The 21,124-nt window shown below is 60.9% G+C and carries 21 protein-coding genes; 6 read left to right on the plus strand and 15 right to left on the minus strand.

The genetic code is table 11. The features are described from left to right. Positions 1 to 4: 4 nt before the first annotated feature. The 6 genes from rodA to BI292_RS19625 form a co-directional block, all read right to left on the minus strand. Positions 5 to 1,108, minus strand: a complete 1,104-nt coding sequence (gene rodA / locus BI292_RS19600) for a rod shape-determining protein RodA (RefSeq protein ID WP_167370477.1) — start codon at positions 1,106 to 1,108, stop codon at positions 5 to 7. A gap of 31 nt (positions 1,109 to 1,139) precedes the next feature. Next, complete coding sequence (gene mrdA, locus BI292_RS19605) at positions 1,140 to 3,035, minus strand: penicillin-binding protein 2 (protein ID WP_092277625.1); 1,896 nt, start codon at positions 3,033 to 3,035, stop codon at positions 1,140 to 1,142. A gap of 10 nt (positions 3,036 to 3,045) precedes the next feature. Then, positions 3,046 to 3,513: a 23S rRNA (pseudouridine(1915)-N(3))-methyltransferase RlmH gene (gene rlmH / locus BI292_RS19610; protein ID WP_003185785.1), complete on the minus strand. Its 468-nt coding sequence runs from the start codon at positions 3,511 to 3,513 to the stop codon at positions 3,046 to 3,048. A gap of 9 nt (positions 3,514 to 3,522) precedes the next feature. After that, a complete protein-coding gene (gene rsfS, locus BI292_RS19615) occupies positions 3,523 to 4,017 on the minus strand; it encodes a ribosome silencing factor (protein ID WP_092277623.1) in 495 nt (164 codons plus the stop codon). Between the two features lie 72 nt (positions 4,018 to 4,089). Continuing rightward, positions 4,090 to 4,779 (minus strand): nicotinate-nucleotide adenylyltransferase, encoded by a 690-nt coding sequence (gene nadD / locus BI292_RS19620; protein WP_092277621.1) that lies wholly within the window; start codon positions 4,777 to 4,779, stop codon positions 4,090 to 4,092. A 1-nt stretch (position 4,780) separates the two neighbouring features. Next, the gene (locus tag BI292_RS19625; RefSeq protein WP_101208846.1) at positions 4,781 to 6,052 is read right to left on the minus strand and encodes a glutamate-5-semialdehyde dehydrogenase; all 1,272 of its coding nucleotides are present in this window, start codon (positions 6,050 to 6,052) and stop codon (positions 4,781 to 4,783) included. Positions 6,053 to 6,229: 177 nt separating this feature from the next. Between BI292_RS19625 and BI292_RS19630 the strand changes: the two genes are divergently transcribed. Next, the gene (locus BI292_RS19630) at positions 6,230 to 6,928 is read left to right on the plus strand and encodes a DNA-3-methyladenine glycosylase (protein WP_101208847.1); all 699 of its coding nucleotides are present in this window, start codon (positions 6,230 to 6,232) and stop codon (positions 6,926 to 6,928) included. A gap of 160 nt (positions 6,929 to 7,088) precedes the next feature. Beyond that, on the plus strand, positions 7,089 to 8,405 hold the full coding sequence (locus BI292_RS19635) for a bifunctional DedA family/phosphatase PAP2 family protein (protein WP_092277615.1): 1,317 nt from the start codon (positions 7,089 to 7,091) through the stop codon (positions 8,403 to 8,405). 69 nt (positions 8,406 to 8,474) lie between these two features. Here the strand turns inward: BI292_RS19635 and BI292_RS19640 are convergent, their stop codons facing one another. From BI292_RS19640 to BI292_RS19660, 5 genes are all read right to left on the minus strand, one after another. Continuing rightward, on the minus strand, positions 8,475 to 9,053 hold the full coding sequence (locus BI292_RS19640; RefSeq protein WP_101208848.1) for a hypothetical protein: 579 nt from the start codon (positions 9,051 to 9,053) through the stop codon (positions 8,475 to 8,477). 95 nt (positions 9,054 to 9,148) lie between these two features. Further along, the gene (locus tag BI292_RS19645; RefSeq protein ID WP_101208849.1) at positions 9,149 to 9,364 is read right to left on the minus strand and encodes a hypothetical protein; all 216 of its coding nucleotides are present in this window, start codon (positions 9,362 to 9,364) and stop codon (positions 9,149 to 9,151) included. A 206-nt stretch (positions 9,365 to 9,570) separates the two neighbouring features. Continuing rightward, the gene (locus BI292_RS19650; protein WP_092277609.1) at positions 9,571 to 10,161 is read right to left on the minus strand and encodes an LON peptidase substrate-binding domain-containing protein; all 591 of its coding nucleotides are present in this window, start codon (positions 10,159 to 10,161) and stop codon (positions 9,571 to 9,573) included. A 10-nt stretch (positions 10,162 to 10,171) separates the two neighbouring features. Next, positions 10,172 to 10,888 (minus strand): LrgB family protein, encoded by a 717-nt coding sequence (locus tag BI292_RS19655; RefSeq protein ID WP_101208850.1) that lies wholly within the window; start codon positions 10,886 to 10,888, stop codon positions 10,172 to 10,174. Then, positions 10,885 to 11,247, minus strand: a complete 363-nt coding sequence (locus BI292_RS19660) for a CidA/LrgA family protein (protein ID WP_092277605.1) — start codon at positions 11,245 to 11,247, stop codon at positions 10,885 to 10,887. The genes BI292_RS19655 and BI292_RS19660 overlap by 4 nt, the downstream gene beginning before the upstream one ends. Positions 11,248 to 11,441: 194 nt before the next feature. Here BI292_RS19660 and BI292_RS19665 point away from each other — a divergent pair, with 194 nt between their 5' ends. The 3 genes from BI292_RS19665 (at position 11,442) to BI292_RS19675 (ending at position 14,396) form a co-directional block, all read left to right on the plus strand. Beyond that, a complete protein-coding gene (locus tag BI292_RS19665) occupies positions 11,442 to 11,897 on the plus strand; it encodes a MaoC family dehydratase (protein ID WP_092277603.1) in 456 nt (151 codons plus the stop codon). Between the two features lie 111 nt (positions 11,898 to 12,008). Further along, on the plus strand, positions 12,009 to 13,727 hold the full coding sequence (locus BI292_RS19670; RefSeq protein WP_101208851.1) for a C13 family peptidase: 1,719 nt from the start codon (positions 12,009 to 12,011) through the stop codon (positions 13,725 to 13,727). A 27-nt stretch (positions 13,728 to 13,754) separates the two neighbouring features. Next, positions 13,755 to 14,396 (plus strand): oxidoreductase, encoded by a 642-nt coding sequence (locus BI292_RS19675; RefSeq protein WP_092277599.1) that lies wholly within the window; start codon positions 13,755 to 13,757, stop codon positions 14,394 to 14,396. A gap of 117 nt (positions 14,397 to 14,513) precedes the next feature. Here BI292_RS19675 and BI292_RS19680 read toward each other — a convergent pair whose 3' ends face one another. The 4 genes from BI292_RS19680 to BI292_RS19695 all read right to left on the minus strand — a co-directional run bounded on the left by BI292_RS19680 (position 14,514) and on the right by BI292_RS19695 (position 19,019). Continuing rightward, positions 14,514 to 14,810 (minus strand): YceK/YidQ family lipoprotein, encoded by a 297-nt coding sequence (locus BI292_RS19680; RefSeq protein WP_101208852.1) that lies wholly within the window; start codon positions 14,808 to 14,810, stop codon positions 14,514 to 14,516. Positions 14,811 to 14,830: 20 nt separating this feature from the next. Beyond that, entirely contained in the window at positions 14,831 to 15,463 is a 633-nt protein-coding gene (gene ubiX / locus BI292_RS19685) for a flavin prenyltransferase UbiX (protein WP_092281636.1), read from the minus strand. 11 nt (positions 15,464 to 15,474) lie between these two features. After that, the gene (mpl, locus tag BI292_RS19690) at positions 15,475 to 16,824 is read right to left on the minus strand and encodes a UDP-N-acetylmuramate:L-alanyl-gamma-D-glutamyl-meso-diaminopimelate ligase (RefSeq protein WP_101208853.1); all 1,350 of its coding nucleotides are present in this window, start codon (positions 16,822 to 16,824) and stop codon (positions 15,475 to 15,477) included. Between the two features lie 263 nt (positions 16,825 to 17,087). Continuing rightward, positions 17,088 to 19,019, minus strand: a complete 1,932-nt coding sequence (locus tag BI292_RS19695) for a sigma-54-dependent Fis family transcriptional regulator (RefSeq protein ID WP_101208854.1) — start codon at positions 19,017 to 19,019, stop codon at positions 17,088 to 17,090. A gap of 481 nt (positions 19,020 to 19,500) precedes the next feature. Here BI292_RS19695 and BI292_RS19700 point away from each other — a divergent pair, with 481 nt between their 5' ends. After that, positions 19,501 to 21,021 carry an aldehyde dehydrogenase family protein gene (locus tag BI292_RS19700; RefSeq protein WP_092277591.1) on the plus strand — a complete coding sequence of 507 codons (1,521 nt, stop codon included), beginning with the start codon at positions 19,501 to 19,503 and terminating at the stop codon, positions 21,019 to 21,021. Positions 21,022 to 21,124: the final 103 nt, after the last annotated feature.

Consider the following 21,124-nt stretch of genomic DNA (forward strand, 5'->3'; position numbering starts at 1 on the left):
TTATTCAAACCTGCGCGATCCACTTACGATGGGTATGGATCGACATCAAAACCCCAAACGCTGACAGCAGCGTCACCAACGAAGTTCCTCCGTAGCTAATGAACGGCAACGGCACCCCCACAACCGGCAACAGGCCACTGACCATACCGATGTTGACGAAAACGTAAACAAAAAACGTCATGGTCAGGCTGCCCGCGAGCAATTTGCCGAACAATGTCTGGGCCTGAGCGGTAATTACCAGCCCGCGACCGATCAACAGAAGGTAAATCAGCAGCAGCGCGCAAATCCCCACCAGGCCGAATTCTTCGCCGAGCACCGCAATAATGAAGTCGGTGTGGCTTTCCGGCAGGAAGTCCAGGTGCGACTGGGTGCCGAGCAGCCAGCCCTTGCCGAATACCCCGCCGGAACCGATCGCAGCCTTGGACTGAATGATGTTCCAGCCAGTGCCGAGCGGATCGCTTTCCGGGTCGAGGAAGGTCAGGATTCGCTGCTTCTGGTAGTCGTGCATGATGAAAAACCACATCGCCACCGCCACCGGCACTGCGGCGGCCAGCACGCTGATGATCCAGCGCCAGCGCAGCCCGCCCATGAACAGCACGAACGCGCCGCCGGCGAGGATCAGCAACGAGGTGCCGAGGTCGGGCTGGCGGACGATCAGGATAAATGGCAAACCGATCAGGAACAGGCTGATCCCGACGTGCTTGAGCTGCGGCGGCAAGGTGCGTTTGGACAAATACCAGGCGATGGTCGCCGGCATCAGGATCTTCATGAATTCCGAAGGCTGGAAGCGAATCACCCCCGGAATGTTGATCCAGCGCGTGGCGCCCATGGCGTTGTGGCCCATGACGTCCACCACCACCAGCAACAGCACGCCGATCACATAACCGACCGGCACCCAGCGGGCCATGAAACGCGGTTCGAACTGGGCGATGACAATCATCGACACCAGGCCGATGCCAAAGGACGTCGCTTGTTTGGCCAGCAGATCCCAACTCTTGCCGCTCGCCGAATACAGCACGAACAGGCTGCCCGCCGCGAGGGTCAGCAGCAGGATCAACAATGGGCCGTCGATGTGCAAACGTTGCAGCAACGTCGCGCGGCGACGCATCACATCCTCGCTGGAGAGCATGCGATCAAAATTATTCATCACGGGCCGTAGCCTCCGCACTGATAGGGCTGGCGTATTCGGCTTTGAGATGGCCTTCCTGATTGAGCAGCCAGGCGTCCATGATTTGACGTACCACTGGCGCGGCGACCCCGGAACCGGATTCGCCGTTCTCGACCATCACCGACACCACGATTTTCGGGTTATCGGCCGGCGCGAAGCCGACAAACAAGGCGTGGTCGCGGTGGCGTTCCTGAACCTTGGAGCGGTCGTACTTCTCGCCCTGCTTGATTGCGACCACCTGGGCCGTACCACTTTTGCCGGCAATCCGGTATTGCGCACCGGCCGCCGCTTTGCGCGCCGTACCGCGCGCGCCGTGCATCACCTGCTGCATGCCGTGGTTGACCTTGGCCCAGTCGGACGGGTCGCGCAGGACGATGTCCGGCATCGGGTTGTCATCCTTGGGTTTCTCGCCTTCGACGGTTTTTGCCAGGTGCGGACGGTTCCACACACCTTTGTTGGCCACCAGCGCCGTGGCCTGGGCCAATTGCAGCGGGGTCGATTGCATGTAGCCCTGGCCGATCCCGAGAATCAGCGTTTCGCCCGGGAACCAGGCCTGGCGCCGCGTGGCGCGCTTCCATTCACGGGAAGGCATCAGCCCCGGCGACTCTTCGAACATGTCCAGCGAGACTTTTTCGCCGATGCCGAACTTGCCCATGTACGCCGACAACCGATCAATCCCCAGCTTGTGCGCGAGGTCATAGAAGTAGGTGTCGTTGGAACGCATGATCGCCGTGTCGAGATCGACGTAGCCGTCGCCGGAACGGTTCCAGTTGCGGTACTTGTGATCGTAATTGGGCAGTTGGTAGTAACCGGGGTCGTAAACCCGCGTCGACGCGGTGACCACGCCGGAATCGAGGCCGGCAATCGCCACCGCCGGTTTGATCGTCGAGCCCGGCGGGTACAGACCGCGCAGCACGCGGTTGAACAGCGGCCGGTCAATGGAATCGCGCAGCTCGGCGTAAGCCTTGAAGCTGATGCCGGTGACGAACAGGTTCGGGTCGAAACTCGGCTGGCTGACCATCGCCAGCACTTCGCCGGTCGCCGGGTCCAGCGCGACCACGGCACCGCGACGCCCGCCGAGTGCGGCTTCGGCGGCTTCCTGCAATTTGATGTCCAGGCTCAGGACGATGTCCTTGCCGGGAATCGGATCGGTACGCTTGAGCACGCGCAAGACGCGGCCCCGAGCGTTGGTCTCGACTTCTTCGTAACCCACCTGGCCGTGCAGCTCGGGCTCATAGAAACGCTCGATGCCGGTCTTGCCGATGTGGTGGGTGCCGCTGTAGTTGACCGGGTCCAGCGACTTCAGCTCTTTCTCGTTGATCCGGCCCATGTAACCCACCGAGTGCGCAAAGTGCGCGCCCTGCGGGTAATGGCGCACCAACTGCGCGACCACTTCCACGCCCGGCAGGCGGAACTGGTTCACCGCGATCCGCGCGATCTGCTCTTCGGTCAGCTCGAACAGGATCGGCACTGGCTCGAATGGCCGGCGCCCCTGTTTCATGCGTTTCTCGAAGATCACCCGGTCCTCGGGCGTCAGTTCCAGCACCTCGACGATCACGTCGAGCACTTGCTGCCAGTCGCCGGAGCGCTCGCGGGTCATGCTCAGGCTGAAGCTGGGCCGGTTATCGGCCACCACCACGCCATTACGGTCGAAGATCAGCCCACGGGTGGGCGGAATCGGCTGCACGTGCACGCGATTGTTTTCCGACAGGGTCGAGTGGTACTCGTACTGGATGACCTGAAGGAAATACAGCCGCGCGATCAGCACACAAATCAGCGCCACCACCGCAATTGCCCCGAACACGACGCGGCCACGCACCAGACGGGCGTCTTTTTCGTGGTCCTTGATGCGGATCGGCTGAGGCATGAGGGCAGAGCTACTTGTGGTAAGGGTGGCCGGACAGGACTGTCCAGGCACGATACAACTGTTCGCCGATGAGAATCCGCACCAGCGGATGCGGCAACGTCAGCGGCGACAACGACCAGCGCTGGTCAGCCCGCGCACAGACTTCCGGCGCCAGCCCTTCGGGGCCACCAACCATGAAGTTGACCGTGCGCGAATCCAGCCGCCAGCGATCGAGTTCGACCGCCAGTTGCTCGGTGCTCCAGGGCTTGCCGTGGACTTCGAGGGTGACAATCCGCTCGTTCGGCCCGACTTTCGCCAGCATGGCTTCGCCCTCCTGACGGATGAAGCGCGCCACGTCGGCGTTTTTGCCACGGGTGTTGAGCGGTATTTCCACCAGTTCCAGCGCCAGCTCGGACGGAAGACGCTTGGCATATTCATGCCAGCCTTCTTCCACCCATTTCGGCATGCGTGAACCGACGGCGATCAGTCGCAGTCGCACAGCGGTCCCTTACAACTGGTCTTTGTTGAGCTTGGTGAAATGCTCGTGGGTGTTTTCCGGGCTGTGGTGAGCAGCGCTGGCAGAACGGCTCTGCTCGGCACCGGCCCACAGACGCTCGAGGTCGTAGAACTGACGCGCCGAGGCGGTCATCATGTGCACGATCACGTCGTCCATATCCAGCAGGACCCAGTCGCTGTCGCCCTTGCCTTCTTCACCCAGTGGCTTGACGCCCAGGGCTTTGACGGCTTCGCGAACCTTGTCGAGCATCGCGCCGATCTGGCGGTTGGACGTACCGGTGGCGATGATCATGTAATCAGTGATGCTCTGCTTTTCGCGAACGTCGATGACCTGGATGTCCTGGCCCTTGACGTCTTCCAGGGCTGCAACGGCAACCTGGACCAGCGCGTCACCCTTCAGCGGCTCGGTAGTCAATACCGGCTCAGGCAGCGGAGCGCTCTTGAACGTGCCTTTGCGTTTTACTTTAGTTACGTCTTTGTTCGTCATATAAAACTCGTTTTGCTCGTATGTTCGGGCGCTTCGGTTCACGCGTTCACGTGGGTTGAAGCGCGCCCTTTTTCAGTTCGACGCACGGTACAGACCGTGCGCATCGATGTAGGCCAGGACCGCGTCAGGCACCAGGAAACGTACCGACTTACCGCTGGCCAGCAGTTGACGGATCTGGGTGGCGGATACCGCGAGCGGCGTCTGCCAGACGAATGCAATCTGTCCGCTCGGCCCTTTGAGGGCCAGCGGGTCGCTCACCGAGCGCGCCGCCAACAGATTGCGCAAGGCATCCGGCGGTTCGCTGTCGGCATCCGGGCGTTGCAGCACCAGGATGTGGCAATGCTGGAGCAACTCTTCCCAGCGATGCCAAGTGGGCAGGCCGCAAAATGCGTCCCAGCCCAAAAGTAGAAAAACCTGGGTGTCTGCGGCCATTTCGGCACGCATCAGCTCCAGGGTATCGATAGTGTAGGACGGTTTGTCCCGCTGCAATTCGCGGGCGTCCACCACCAACGGCGCCACACCGGCCACCGCGCACTCGACCATCGCCAGCCGGTCCTGCGCCGACACTTGCGGCGTGCTCCGATGAGGCGGCCTGGCACTGGGTGTCAGTCGCAGCTCATCGAGGCCCAGGTATTCGGCGACTTCCAGCGCACCGCGCAAATGGCCGATGTGCACCGGGTCGAACGTTCCGCCCAGCACGCCAATGCGCCGAGGCCCAGCCTCACCGGGAATGTCCGGGGCTGACGGGTCGAGGTCGGCCAAGTCAGACCGACTCCTGTCCGCGCAACTGGCCGTCACCGACCACGATGTACTTCTCGCAGGTCAACCCTTCGAGGCCGACCGGGCCGCGGGCGTGCAGCTTATCAGTAGAAATGCCAATCTCGGCACCCAATCCGTATTCAAAGCCATCGGCGAAGCAGGTCGGCGTGTTGATCATCACCGACGAGGAGTCCACTTCAGCGACAAAACGCCGGGTCTCGGCGAGGTTTTCGCTGACGATCGAATCGGTGTGATGCGAGCCATGCCGGTTAATGTGCTCGATCGCCTGGTCGAGCCCGTTGACTACGCGGATCGACAGGATCGGCGCCAGGTATTCGGTGTTCCAGTCTTCTTCGGTCGCGACCAGCACATCAACGATTGCCCGCGTGCGCTCGCAACCGCGCAGCTCGACGCCTTTTTCGCGGAACTGGGCAGCCATCAACGGCAAGAAATCTTTGGCAACGATTTGATCGACGAGCAATGTCTCCATCGCGCCGCAAATGCCATAACGGTAGGTTTTGGCATTAAAAGCGATGCGCTGGGCTTTCGGCAGATCGGCGTGGGCACTCACGTAAACGTGGCAAATGCCGTCCAGATGCTTGATCACCGGCACACGCGCGTCGCGGCTGACCCGTTCGATCAAGCCTTTGCCACCGCGCGGGACGATGACGTCGACGTACTCGGGCATGGTGATCAGTGCGCCGACGGCGGCACGGTCGGTGGTTTCGACCACTTGCACCACGGCGGCCGGCAGCTCGGCTTCGGCGAGACCGCGCTGGATGCACGCGGCGATGGCACGGTTGGAGTTGATCGCCTCGGAACCGCCGCGCAGGATCGTCGCGTTACCCGACTTCAGGCACAGGCTGGCGGCGTCGATGGTCACGTTCGGCCGCGATTCGTAGATGATCCCGATCACGCCCAGCGGCACGCGCATTTTGCCGACCTGAATCCCCGAAGGACGAAAGCTCATGTCGCGGATCGCACCGACCGGGTCCGGCAGCGCCGCAACCTGGCGCAAACCGACGATCATGCTGTCGATGCGCGCCGGGGTCAGCGCCAGACGTTCGAGCAATGCTGCTTCCAGACCATTGGCGCGACCGGCGGCCAGGTCCAGCTCATTGGCCGTCGTCAGCTCGTCGCGCGCAGCGTCCAGCGCATTGGCAGCAGCCTGCAAAGCGCGGTTTTTCTGCGCGGTGCTGGCACGGCCGATGATGCGCGACGCTTCGCGGGCAGCGCGACCCAGGCGGGTCATGTAGTCGAGGACGGACTCAGTCATTGTCGGATGGGGTCTTGGCAAAGATGAAAGCGGCAGATTATAGCTGTCGTGTCCCCTGACTAACAGCGGTGACGGGCGGATGGTCGAAATGGAGCGCAAATTGCCGACGTTCAGCCGTGATTAAGCTGCAAATTGTTATCATCGGCGCTCAATCAGCCTTGATAAACGCCGTTCATCATGTCCAACCTGACTGTTCGCGCTTCTGCATCCCCCCTGCCTACGGGGTTGCCGGACGCTTTTTTCGACCGCGACGCCCAAACGCTGGCCCGGGATTTACTCGGCAAAGTCATCCGCCATCGGGTCGGCGATTTGTGGCTGAGCGCACGAATTATTGAAACCGAAGCGTATTACTTCGACGAAAAAGGCAGCCATGCCTCTCTCGGCTACACAGAAAAGCGTAAGGCTTTGTTTCTGGATGGCGGGCACATCTATATGTATTACGCGCGTGGCGGCGATTCGCTGAACTTCAGCGCGCAAGGCCCGGGCAACGCCGTGCTGATCAAATCCGCGTATCCGTGGGTGGATGAGTTGAGCGGCCCGGCGGCGCTCGCGCAAATGCTCTTGAACAACCCCGACGCCTGCGGCCGCCCGCGCCCGTCGCAGAAGCTCTGCGCCGGCCAGACGTTGCTGTGCAAGGCACTGGGATTGAAAGTGCCGATGTGGGACGCCAAGCGTTTTGATCATGAAATGTTGCTGGTGGAGGACGTTGGGGCGACGCCGGCAAACATTATCCAAACCACGCGATTGGGCATTCCGCTAGGGCGGGATGAGCATTTGATGTACCGCTTCGTGGACGCGGCGTATGCGCCGTACTGCACGCGGAACCCGCTACGACGGGGGCAGGTCGAAGGTCGCGATTATTTTTTATTGTCTTGAATCACAGCTAATCCCTGTGGGAGCGAGCTTACTCGCGATGGCGGACTAATAGACGAAATGAAGTCGTCTGACACGTCGCTATCGCGAGCAAGCTCGCTCCCACAGGGGTTGGTGGTGTTTTGTAGATCGCATGAATCAAACATTCAATGGAGTGGCAGGTATGGGCCCATGGCTCGATAGCATCACCGGCTGGTTGACAGTCAATCCGCAGTGGCTGGCCGCTGCCGTGTTTATCGTGGCCTGCGTGGAATGCCTGGCGATTGCCGGACTCATCGTACCGGGCACGGTTTTGCTGTTTGCCGTGGCCGTGCTGGCCGGCAGCGGTGCGCTGTCGTTGGGGGAAACGCTGTTGCTGGGCTTCCTCGGCGGGATCCTCGGCGACGTCGTGTCGTACTTCCTCGGCCGCCACTTCCACCAGAACATCAGGCGCCTGCCAGGTTTGCGCCATCACCCGGAATGGATCGCCGGCGCCGAGGCGTACTTTCAGCGCTACGGCATCGCCAGCCTGCTGGTCGGCCGGTTCATCGGCCCGCTGCGGCCCATGCTGCCGATGGTCGCCGGGATGTTCGACATGCCCTTCCCGCGCTTCGCCGCCGTCAGCCTGCTGGCCGCCGCCGGTTGGAGCATCGCCTATCTGCTGCCCGGCTGGGCCACCGGGGCGGCGCTGCGTTTGCCGTTGCCGGAAGGTTTCTGGCCGCAGGCAGGAATTGTCGCCGGCAGCATCGCGGTGATGATCGGCATCAGCGTCACCAGCAGCCTGCGCCGACATCGTCACGCCAGCGCTTATATTGCCAGCCTCGGCGTGGCGATTTTGTTCGGGTTGTTCATCGGTTATCCGTACCTGACCGCGCTCGACCAAGGACTGATGGCGCTGGTGCAGGAACATCGCAACCCGATGATCGATGAAATCGCGGTGACGTTCACGCTGATCGGTGAGTTCCGCAACATGCTGATGTTCAGCGCCCTGCTGACCATTTTGCTGGTGCTGACGCGGCAATGGCGCCAGGCGATTTTCGCCGGCGGTGCGCTGTTATCCACAGCGCTGGCCAACACCGGGAGCAAGCTGTTTTTTGCCCGCGTGCGCCCGGAAGTGTTGAGCGATCCGTTGACCAGCTACAGCATGCCCAGCGGCCACGCCTCGGGGGCTTTTGCGCTGTTTCTGGTGCTCGCGGTGCTCGCCGGTCGCGGCCAACCACCGCGAATGCGCCTGACCTGGCTGTTCATTGCTTGTCTGCCGGCGCTGTCGATTGCCTTGTCGCGCGTTTATCTGGGCGCGCATTGGCCGACCGATGTACTGGCCGGCGCGATGCTCGCCGCGTGCGTGTGCGCCGCCAGTCTGTGGCTAAGCCAACGGCGCACCTCGCTGAACGCCATGCCTTTCAGGGTCTGGTGGCTGATATTGCCGTCCATGCTGGCGCTGTTCGCCTTCTTCGCCCTGCGCCATTTGCCGCACGCGATGCTGCGCTACGCGTACTAGACGCTGCGCGACGTGTAACAGCGGTCCACGCAAAAGCGCCATCGGCAGGCTCAACCGATGGCGCTTTTTTCATTGGTCGGCGGGCGCGGATTGATCGACCAGTTTTAAAACAAACGACACCGGCACGTGGTTGAAGGCGTCGTGACCGGTAGGATTGGGGTCAACATCCATGAAGTATTTTTTCCCGCCGTTATTTGCCATGTAGACAGCTTCGCCATTGCGCTTGCTGACCAACTGCACATAAGCCGGACCTGCTTGAAGGTCGTCGAATTTCGCATTTTCCACCGCATGTTTGCTGATTGAAAAATAGCTGGCCCCGGCAGTATCACTTACCGACAAGTGATGCGTGCCACCCTCGATCGTTATATAAAACCCGTCGTAAGCCCCGCGCAGAATCGTCCTCAGGACATACCCTCGGCCCTGCAACGCAAACTTCAGCAGCAACGGAGTTTCATCTTCATGATCGGCCACGGTCAGATAACTTGTTGCGTTTCTGTCCACCAGCGCAACTTCAACATCCAGACGTTCACGCCGGGTAATGCGCGGATCTTGCAACCGCTGCTCCAGCCGCTGCTGGTTCAGCACCACTGGCAACCCATTGACATAGAGATTTGCCATAAACGCACTATTATTATTTTCGATCGACATATAACCATCCAACTCATATTAAATTCAGCGAACCGCTGTGCGCGCCATCGCGCACTTGGAAAACTGGCCGCCTGTGCAGACAAAACAGCAAGCCTTTACGCGCCCAACGCGGCTGCATCTCTAGCGGCAGCAACCTCGGCAACGGGCAACTTGCTGCGCTTGCGCTTGCGACGCTCAAGCACCATCGAGTCGGCATAGAAACCGGCGCCTTCAATAATATGAGTCAAGTTGTGATCGGTGGACGCAACTTTCAACAAGTAGCGACCTACAATGTCATCCCAGAAAGCATATTCATCTTCATACAGCGTCATGATAACGTCCTTGTAGTTTTTGATTGACTCGCCCTCCGCGAGCAACTGGAAAACTAAAGACCTGACGCCCCAGTGACAATACTGGCAAAGTAGACCAGTTAATTCAAAATACAACTAACTCAAATAAAAAGCCCCGGACAATTAATCATCCGGGGCTTTCTCATAAACGCGCCAACATCAAGCGCTGGTAAAAATCTCATTGCGATTCAGGCAAACAACTCGCCTTGCAACTCATCCAGTAACGCTTGAATCGCATCCAGCCTTTGCTGCGGATCGTCGAGTTGCAGCAGGTTGATCTTGTCGACTTCGGCGAATGGCAGCAGATAAGCCAGTTGGTTGGCCAATGACTGTTGTCCGGTGGCCTCGGTGCCCATGTTCAGCGCCTCGACCATCGGGTGCTCGGCGAGCGCTTTGAGCAGCGCCACCAGATCAGCGTCTTCATCCTGCAACGGTTGCTCCGGCTCATCTTCAAGCCATTCGACGTCGGCCAAGGTCAGGTTGTCGCGCTGCACTTCGGCGCGCAATACCTGGAAACGCCGCCCGCCCTGCACGCGAATCCCCAGCAGGCCGTTGTCCTGTTGCTTGAAATCGGTGATCAGCGCTTCACAGCCGACCAGCGCGTAACCGGTCGGGGCGATTCCGACTTCCTCGCCATCGAGGAGGCAGACCACGCCGAAGCCGCTGCCCTGTTTCATGCAGCGGCCGATCATGTCCAGGTAGCGCGCCTCGAAAATCTGCAGATCGAGGATACAACCCGGAAACAGCACCGTGTTCAGCGGAAAAAGCGGCAAACTCATAGACATTTCCTTACACCACCATCGACACCGCCAACGGCAGGAAAACCGCCGTGGCCACGCCCATCAGACTCATCGCCAGCGCCGCGAAGGCGCCGCATTCTTCACTTTCCTGCAGGGCCACCGAAGTGCCGACGGCGTGGGCGGTCATGCCCAGCGCCATACCGCGCGCCTCTGGGCTATGGACACCAAGGCGAGTCAAAAGACTCGGTCCGAAAATCGCTCCGATCACCCCGGTGATCAGCACAAACACCGCCGCCAGCGCCGCGACGCCACCGATCTGCTCGGCGACCAGCATGGCAATCGGCGAAGTCACCGATTTTGGCGCCATGGTCATCAGGATCATGTGCTCGGCGCCAAAGCTCCAGCCGAGCAATACGCCCATACCCGTGGCCACCACGCCGCCTATCACCAGCGTAGTAAATATCGGCCAGAACAACTGCCGAATGCGCCGCAGGTTCAGATACAGCGGCACCGCCAGCGCCACCGTGGCCGGCCCGAGCAGAATACTGAGGATCTCGGTGCTCTTGCGGTACTCGGCGTAGGTCACGCCGCAAAGCAGCAGCACGCCGATCACCAGCAACATCGAGACCAGCACCGGTTGCAGGAACATCCAGCGGGTTTTCTCGAACGCCGCGAGCACCAGTTGATAAGCGCCGAGCGTGATGCCGATGCCGAACAACGGATGATGAATCACCGAATCCACGGCGCCCTGCCAATCGACCATCATGGACGCTCCTCGTGATGCGCGCGGCGCTTGACCATGCGCTGCATCAGCACGCCGACGAAGGCCATCGACAACACCAGCGACAACACCAGGGCACCGGTAATCGCCCAGAAATCCGCGGCAATATCCTTGGCGTAGACCATCACCCCGACCGCTGGCGGCACCAGCAGCAATGGCAGATAGCGCAGCAGACTGCTGGCGGCGAGGTTCAGCGGCTCACCGACTTCGCCACGGCAAATCAGGAACACCAGCAACAGCAGCAGACCGATAATCGGCCCCGGCAGCACCGGCAAAAACAGGTGGTTGATGGCTGTGCCCAGCAATTGGAACAGCACCAGCCAGGTCAGGCCACGTAGCAACATCCGGCATCTCCCGCAACTCGCCCCTCCCAGCAGGGGCCCGGCATTATAAGCACGCCGGGGCTATAGACCGGCATTCGCCAAAAGCATGGTCAGTTGACCGGAGCAAAATGCCATGTTGATCTAAAGTGGTTCACAGGGAGGCCCGAGCCGCCCACCTCAAAACTATAAAATCGATGAACCCAAGGAGAGTCTCAATGCCCTATGTTCCCGTTGCAGAGCTCAAAGATTATGTCGGCAAGGAACTCGGATGTTCCGAATGGCTCACCATCGATCAGGAGCGTATCAACCTGTTCGCCGAAGCCACCGGGGATTATCAGTTCATTCACGTCGACCCGGTCAAAGCCGCGCAAACGCCATTTGGCAGCACCATCGCCCACGGTTTCCTGTCGCTGTCGCTGATCCCCAAACTGATGGAAGACATTCTGATCCTGCCGGAAGGTTTGAAGATGGTCGTCAACTACGGCTTGGACAGCGTGCGGTTCATCCAGCCGGTCAAGGTCAATTCGAAGGTGCGACTGAAGGTCGAACTGACCGATGTCACCGAGAAAAAACCCGGCCAATGGCTGCTCAAGGCCACCGCGACCCTTGAGATAGAAGGCTCGGATAAACCGGCCTATATCGCCGAACCGCTGTCGCTGTGTTTCGTCTGACGCATCCAGATGCGAAGCAGCTCACGCTGTTTCGCGACTCTGTCGTTTCCCTCGCTATATAAGGACGCATAGCTGCGGCATACTCGGTCGCCTAATTGCCCGGATCCCGCTATGCGCTCACTTGCACTCCTCGCCTTGACCCTGTTGCTCACCGCTTGCGGCGATGGCGAATCGCTGTTGGCGCCCGACGCCCGCCTGCCGGACGGCGGACGCTATCGCGGCGATCTGGTCGACGGGTTGTTGCAGGGCCAGGGCCGCATCGACTACCCGAACGGCAGTTGGTACGCCGGCGAGTTCGACAAGGGCCAGTGGCACGGTCAGGGCGAATGGCACGGCAGCAACGGCGAGGTCTATCGCGGGCAATTCCAGCAAGGTTTATTCAATGGCCAGGGCGCGCTGACCACCAATGGCAGCAGCTACACCGGCGGTTTCAAACTCGGCCGGCGCGAGGGCGAAGGCACTCTCAAAGAAAACGGCATGACCTATCGCGGCGAGTTCAAGGCCGATCAATATTCCGGGCTCGGGCGGCTCGAACTCGAGGACGGCAGCTCGTACCAAGGCCAATTCGCCCACGGCAAACCCAACGGCGAAGGCCAGCGCGGCGATGCCAGCGGCAACCAGTTCAGCGGCCATTTCGTCAACGGCCAACTGGAAGGCAACGGCACCTTTAACAGCGCCGATGGCGATATCTACGTCGGCGGCTTCAAGGAAAACCAGCTCAGCGGCAAGGGTCGCTACGAAAACGCCGATGGCGATGTCTGGATCGGCCAGTTCAAGGAAGGCGCGCTCAGCGGCAAAGGCGAGTTGATCGGCGCCGATGGCAGCCATTACGTCGGCCAGTTCAACGACTGGCGCTTCACCGGGCCGGGCCGCTTGAACCTCGCTGATGGCAGTTTCTACGTCGGCGGTTTCGACGCCGACGCCTATTCCGGCCGTGGCACCCTGGTGCTGACCGATGGCACGGTGCTCAGCGGCACGTGGATCAACGGCCAGCGCGTGCGCGACGCCGATGGCAAGTTATTGCCCGACACCCTTGAGCTCGGCTTGCTGGCCCAAGGCCGCTTGCTCGATGAAGCGCTGGCCAACGTGCCCGCCTCGACGTCGGCGGTCGAGCTGTACACCCTGACACTCGGTGGCGACGGCAAGCAAAGCGTGTTCCTGCGCGAGTCCGACTACGTCGCCAACATGCTCGCCAGCCGCTTCGGCGCGCGCGGGCAGATTCGTCTGGTCAACCACCGCGAACACCTCAGCGACCGGCCGATGGCCACCCGCGAAAACCTGCGCCGCGCCGCGCAGACGCTGGCCGAGCGCAGTGGCCCGGAAGACTTGCTGTTCATCTACCTGACCAGCCACGGCACCAGCGAACACGAACTGGTGCTCGACCAGCCGCGCATGGAGCTGGCCGACCTGCCCGCCGACGAATTGGCCGCGGTGCTCGCGCCGCTGAAAAATCGCGACAAGATTATCGTCATCTCTGCGTGTTATTCCGGTGGCTTCATTCCGGCACTCAAAGATGAACGAACGCTGATCATGACTGCCTCAAGAGCTGACAGAGTGTCTTTCGGCTGTTCGGAAGAGGCCAACTTCACCTATTTCGGCGACGCCCTGTTCGCGCAGGCCTTGAACCAGACCGATGATCTGGAACAGGCCTTCAAACTGGCCAAGGCCACCGTTGCCGAGCGTGAGCTGGCGGACAACTTCGAAGCCTCGGAACCACAGATCTGGGCGCCGAAAACCGTGCTCTCGCACTGGCAGCTCTTGCGCAAGCAACAGGCACGAAAGGCATTACAAAGTGCTGCTATCAGCAGCAAGGATGCGAAGAGCAACTAAGCTGAACAGTATCAAGGGGGAAACACTATGTACTTGACGCCTCAGCATGTATTGCTTGCCGGAGCTACCGGATTAACTGGCGAACATTTGCTTGATCGCCTGCTCAACGAGCCAACGATTACACGGGTATTGGCACCTTCACGCCGGCCATTGGCCGAGCACCCTCACTTGGAAAATCCGGTCGGCGACCCAGCGGTGTTCTTGCCGCAACTCAATGGTCGAGTCGACATCGCCTATTGCTGCCTCGGCACCACAATCAAACAGGCAGGCTCGGAACAAGCGTTTCGCGCGGTCGATCTGGACATGGTCGTGGCGTTCGCCAAACGCGCGCGGGACATGGGCGCGCGGCATCTGATCGTGATCAGTGCGTTGGGGGCGGATCCGAAATCGTCGATCTTCTACAACCGGGTCAAAGGCGAAATGGAACAGGCCTTGCGCGCGCAGGACTGGCCGCAACTGACCATTTGCCGACCTTCGCTGCTGCTCGGTGACCGGGTCGAGCCGCGTCTGGCCGAGCAATTCGCCGGCCCGTTGTCGCGGTTGATCCCCGGCAAATATCACGGCATCGAAGCCTGCCAACTGGCCCGCGCAATGTGGCGCCTGGCGCTGGAAGAACAGGATGGCGTGCGAGTGGTCGAGTCGGATGAATTGCGCAAGTTAGGCAAGTAATTCTGCGGCGTCTGGCAGGACGCCATCGCGAGCAAGCTCGCTCCCACAGGGATTCTGTGTCGCTCACACATCCGCTGTGGGAGCGAGCTTGCTCGCGATAGAGCGCCAAGCGCTCTGTTACAACCCGCCAGTCGCCTGAAAACTCACGCCAATCACGGTGAGCAACGACAACGGCAGCAACAGCGTATCGAGCAACGCACTGCCCGGCAGGTCCAAACCCGGATAGCTCGGCGCTTCAGCGCCAAACCGATCCATCGCGCAACACCCGCCGTTCATCGCATACAAATCCAGCCGCGTTCCCGAATACACCACTGGCGCCCCCGGTTTGGCGGCATCGAGCGTGCGCGCCGTGGCGCAACCGGACAATTGCAACGCCAGCAGCACCGCCATCGCCGCAGCCAGCAGCTTACTCATCGCGGCTTACTCATCATTGCTTACTCATCATTGCTCAAGTGATGCTCGCCCCAGCGCGGCAGCATGTCTTGAGGGATGTTCAGCAGATTGAGAATCCGCGCGACGACGAAGTCGATCAGGTCGTCGATGGTTTGCGGCTGGTGATAAAACCCCGGCGACGCCGGCAGGATCGTCACGCCCATGTTCGACAACTTGAGCATGTGCTCCAGATGAATGCTCGAATACGGCGCCTCGCGCGGCACCAGAATCAACTGGCGGCGCTCCTTCAAGGTGACGTCGGCGGCGCGTTCGATCAGGTTATTGCAGGCGCCGGTAGCGATCGCCGACAAAGTCCCGGTCGAACACGGCACTACCACCATCGCCGCCGGCGCGCCGGAACCCGAGGCCACCGGCGACATCCAGTCTTCCTTGCCGTACACCTTGATCTGCCCGGCAGCGGCGCCGGTGTATTCGGTGAGGAAGGCCTGCATCATTTGCGGTTTCGGCGGCAGCGTGACGTCGGTTTCGGTGGCCATGACCAACTGTGCAGCCTTGGAAATCAGGAAGTGCACCTCGCGATCTTCACGCACCAGGCAATCGAGCAGGCGCAAACCGTACTGCGCGCCGGACGCGCCGGTCATCGCCAGGGTGATGCGCTCCGGGCCATGGCTCATCACGGCGCCGCTCATTGCAGCGCCTCGGCGAGTTTGCCGTGCAGGCCGCCGAAGCCGCCGTTGCTCATGATCACCACGTGCGTACCGGGCTGCGCCTGGCTTTTCACTCGTTCGATGATGCCTTCCAGCGAATCGCTGACAATCGACGGCACCGTGCACAGCGCCGCAGTGCCGGCCAGATCCCAGCCGAGGTTGGCCGGCGCGTACCAGATCACTTGATCGGCATCGACCACGCTTTCCGGCAAACCGTCACGGTGCGCGCCGAGCTTCATCGAGTTGGAACGCGGCTCGATGATCGCAATCAGCGGCGCATCGCCGATTTTCTTGCGCAAGCCATCCAGCGTGGTGGCAATGGCGGTCGGGTGGTGGGCGAAGTCGTCGTAAATGGTGATGCCGCGCACTTCGGCGACTTTTTCCATCCGCCGCTTCACGCTTTTGAACGCGCTCAACGCGGCGATGCCCATCGACGGCACAACGCCGACATGCCGCGCCGCCGCCAATGTCGCCAATGCATTGGCAACGTTGTGCTGGCCGGTCATGTCCCACTCGACCACGCCTTGCGCGACGCCTTCGAACATCACTTCAAACTTCGAACCGTCTTCGCTGAGCAACTTGACCTGCCACTGACCGCCGGCGCCGGTGGTTTGCACCGGGGTCCAGCAGCCCATTTCGATCACGCGTTGCAGCGCCGGCTCAGTGGTCGGATGAATCACCAGGCCTTCACTTGGAATGGTGCGCACCAAGTGGTGGAATTGCCGCTCGATGGCCGACAGATCGGGGAAGATGTCAGCGTGATCGAACTCAAGGTTGTTGAGGATCGCGGTGCGCGGGCGGTAGTGAACAAATTTCGAGCGTTTGTCGAAGAACGCGCTGTCGTATTCGTCAGCTTCGATGACGAAGAACGGCGTGTCACCCAAACGCGCGGACACCGAGAAATTCTGCGGCACGCCGCCGATCAGGAAACCCGGGCTCATGCCGGCGTGTTCCAGCACCCAGGCGAGCATGCTGCTGGTGGTGGTTTTGCCATGCGTGCCGGCGACGGCCAACACCCAGCGATTCTGCAGGACGTGATCCGCCAGCCATTGCGGGCCGGAAACGTAGGGCAGGCCTTTGTTCAGCACGTATTCGACGGCCGGGTTGCCGCGCGACATGGCGTTGCCGATGACCACCAGATCCGGCGCCGGCTCAAGCTGCGCCGGGTCGTAACCCTGGGTCAGCTCAATGCCTTGCGCCTGGAGTTGAGTGCTCATCGGCGGATAGACGTTGGCATCGGAGCCGGTGACGTGGTGGCCCAGCTCTTTGGCCAGAACCGCCATCGAACCCATGAAAGTGCCGCAGATACCAAGAATATGAATGTGCATAGTCGACCTCGTAAAACATCGCCGCAGGTTAGCGTAGGGTGGCGAAATTCGCACTCTTTAGCTGAGACCGGCTTAGCTGAGATCGGCGCACCCCTCTGTGGCGAGGGGGTTCACCCCCGTTGGGCTGCGCAGCGGCCCCCCGAACCTGCAGCTGCAGTTTGCCAGGCACAGTGCGAATCGAGATTTACGACTGCTGCGCAGCCGAACGGGGGTAAACCCCCTCGCCACAAAAGCCGCTAGCAGACGATGTGGGGTTGAGGTCATCACGCGGAACGGGCGATGTTGTGTTTGCGCAGCTTTCTATAGAGGGTATTGCGGCTGACGCCGAGTTGTTCGGCGGTGTGGGTCATGTGCCAGCGCTGCTGCTCCAGCGCATTAAGCAACGCCAGACGCTCGGCATCTTCCAGCGGATGCTCCGAAGACGTGTCCACCAACACTTCAACCGCTGCATCAACCGCCGGTCGTGCCTGACGAATCATCGTCGGCAAATCTTCCAGCCCTACTCGTCCGCCATCGCACAGCGCCGCCAAGGTGCGCAGCACATTGCGCAACTGCCGCACGTTCCCCGGCCAGGCAAAAGCAAGCAAGGCCTGACGCGCCGGTTCGTCGATCAGCACGGTTTCGCCGCCCGCCTCTTCCGCCAGCAGAAAATCCAGCAACTGCGATTTATCGCTGCGCTCACGCAGGGCCGGCAGCGCCACTTCCAAACCATTCAAGCGGTAGTACAAATCCTCGCGGAAGCTGCCGTCGTTCACCCGGTCGAGCAAATTGCGGTGGGTCGCGCTGATAATTCTGACGTTGACCGACTCCGGTTCGCCGCCAATCGGCACCACTTGCCGATCCTCCAAAACGCGCAGCAAGCGCGTCTGCAACGCCAGTGGCATGTCGCCGATTTCATCAAGAAACAACGTGCCGCCGTCCGCCTGCTGCAACTTGCCGCGCATGCCTTCCTTGCGCGCGCCGGTGAAACTGCCGCCGCGATAACCGAACAATTCGCTTTCGATCAGGCTTTCGGGGATGGCCGCGCAGTTCAGCGCGACGAAGGATTTCGGCGCGCGCTGGCTGGCCTGATGCACGGCTTTGGCGAAGGCCTCCTTGCCGGAACCGGTTTCACCATTGATCAGCAACGGCACGTCGCGCTCGAATACGCGCAAGGCTTTGCGGAAGTTCTCTTGCAACGCCGCATCGCCGAGACAGATGCCTGACAAGCGTGGACGCTCGGCCAGCAGCGGTTGCCCCGGCGCTGGCGCGGGGATACTGCGTGGCTGGCCGCGCAGCACCGCGAACAGATTGCGCCCATCGCGCGTGCGCAACGGCCAACTGGCGCTGGCATTGGCGCTGGCGCGGCCGAGCAATTGGTCCAGCGAGCAATCGAAAAACGCTTCCACCGGTTTGCCCAGCAGCCCGCCGCGAATATGCCCGAGCAGGTTCAGCGCACTTTGATTGACCGCGCTGATCCGCCCTTCGCCGTCAAACGCCAGCAGCCCTTCGCTGAACAGCCCGACCGATTCGGCCTGCAAGTGAAAACGCAGCAGCCATTGATTGTCGAAGTAGCGCAGGAAATAACAGCTCTCGATCATCTTCGCCGACAGATTGACCAGCGCCATGGTGTGAAACTGGCTCTGGCGCGAAACGTCGTGGCGCGCCGACGACACGTCGAGCACTGCGAGCAATTCGCCATGCGGGTCGAACACCGGGCTCGCCGAGCAGGTCAGGCCGGTGTGGCGGCCGCGGAAATGTTCGTCCTGGTGGATGGTCAGCGCCTGACGCTCGACCAGGCAGGTGCCGATGCCGTTGGTGCCTTCGCAGGCTTCGCTCCAGTCGGCGCCGAGCCAGAGCCCGGCGCGCTCGAAAATCTGCCGCTCGGCAGGGGCGGTGACGCAATTGAGGATGACCCCGCGCGCATCGGTCAGCAGCACGGCGTGGCCGGCGCCGGAGAGTTGCTGGTGCAGGCTGGTCATTTCGCTGCCGGCAATCTGCAGCACTTGCTGCAAACGTTCACGGCTTTCGAGCACGCGGCCATGTTCGAGCACGGTCGGCGCCATGGTCAGGGCCGGGTCGAGATGATAATCCTCAAGGCAGCGCAGCCACGAACGGGCAATCGACGGATCACTGCCGGGGCCGTGCAGGTGCGATTTGCCTTGGGTAACGGTCAAGACTTGTCGGGCATGGCGACTTAAATGGTTGTCGTGCATTTCTTATTGTTCTCCCCGAAAGGTGAGTACTTGCTATAGCCACAACCTGTGGCGAGGGGGTTTACCCCCGTTCGGCTGCGTAGCAGTCGTAAATCTTGAGCTTGCGGTCTCAGCATTACAGGTAAATCGAGGTGGCTGGGTTTGGGGTTGCTTGGCAACCCAACGGGGGTGAACCCCCTCGCCACAGATCCACGAAGCCACACGGAACCCTGTGTGGCAATTTGTCGCCCAGCATCCTCCAGGCTCTTTGGCATTGCAATGCTGGCAAGACTCATCAGTCACGCGCTGTGCCACAAGCGGTACAAACTGCCACCCACGCTGTACCAAACTCGCTACAGCGCCCCTCCGCCCGTCCGACAAAACCCGGCCAACCCCTTGGTTTCATTGCCCCGCAAGGCAGTGGCCCGACCTTTGCTCTACGCTTATAGCAGGCGCACATGCGCTCTCCCTTATAAGCACAAAAGCCAAGGAGAACTTCACCATGCGTTACGCTCACCCCGGTACTGAAGGCGCTATCGTTTCGTTCAAGAGCAAATACGGTAACTACATCGGCGGCGAGTTCGTCGCGCCTGTCAAAGGTCAGTACTTCACCACCACTTCGCCAGTCAATGGCCAACCGATTGCCGAATTCCCGCGCTCCACGGCTGAAGATATCGACAAAGCCCTCGACGCCGCCCACGCCGCTGCCGATGCCTGGGGCGCGACGTCCGTCCAGGCGCGCTCGCTGGTGCTGCTGAAAATCGCTGATCGTATCGAAGCGAATCTGGAAGTCCTGGCGATCACCGAATCCTGGGACAACGGCAAAGCCGTGCGCGAAACCCTCAATGCCGACATCCCGCTGGCGGCAGATCACTTCCGCTACTTCGCCGGTTGCCTGCGTGCGCAGGAAGGCAGCGCTGCCGAAATCGACGGCAACACCGTGGCGTATCACATTCACGAACCGCTGGGCGTGGTCGGGCAGATCATCCCGTGGAACTTCCCGATCCTGATGGCCGCGTGGAAACTCGCCCCGGCCCTCGCCGCAGGTAACTGCGTGGTGCTCAAACCTGCCGAGCAAACGCCGCTGGGCATCACCGTGCTGATGGAACTGATCGGCGACTTGCTGCCGGCCGGCGTGCTCAACGTCGTGCAAGGGTTCGGCAAAGAGGCCGGCGAAGCACTGGCCACCAGCAAACGTATCGCCAAAATTGCCTTCACCGGTTCGACGCCGGTCGGCTCGCACATCATGAAATGCGCCGCTGAAAACATTATTCCATCCACCGTGGAGCTGGGTGGCAAGTCGCCGAACATCTTCTTCGAAGACATCATGCAAGCCGAGCCGACCTTTATCGAAAAGGCTGCTGAAGGTCTGGTGCTGGCGTTTTTCAACCAGGGCGAAGTCTGCACCTGCCCTTCCCGCGCGCTGGTTCAGGAATCGATTTACGACGAGTTCATGAAAGTCGTGATGAAAAAAGTCCTGCAAATCAAACGCGGCGATCCGCTGGACACCGACACCATGGTCGGCGCGCAGGCGTCCGAGCAGCAATTCGACAAAATCCTTTCGTACCTGGAGATTGCCAAGGGCGAAGGCGCCGAGTTGCTGACGGGCGGCAAAGTGGAAAAACTCGAGGGCAATCTGGCGACCGGGTATTACATCCAGCCGACCCTGCTCAAGGGCACCAACAAAATGCGCGTGTTCCAGGAAGAAATCTTTGGCCCGGTGGTGAGCATCACCACGTTCAAGGATGAAGCCGAAGCGCTGGCCATCGCCAACGACACCGAGTTCGGCCTCGGCGCCGGGCTGTGGACTCGCGACATCAACCGCGCCTACCGCATGGGCCGCGCGATCAAGGCTGGTCGGGTCTGGACCAACTGCTATCACCTGTACCCGGCGCACGCGGCGTTTGGCGGTTACAAAAAGTCCGGCGTCGGCCGTGAGACGCACAAAATGATGCTCGATCACTATCAGCAGACGAAAAACCTGCTGGTGAGTTACGACATAAATCCGCTGGGCTTCTTCTGATTCGGCGCGCAGCCGCGTAACGGCAATCGCGGGCAAGCCTCGCTCCCACAGGATTGGGTTGCTCCTGTGGGAGCACGGCTTGCCGACGATGGCGGTTGTCAAG

The organism is Pseudomonas sp. 43NM1, assembly GCF_002836905.1.
GTDB classification, from domain to species: domain Bacteria; phylum Pseudomonadota; class Gammaproteobacteria; order Pseudomonadales; family Pseudomonadaceae; genus Aquipseudomonas; species Aquipseudomonas prosekii.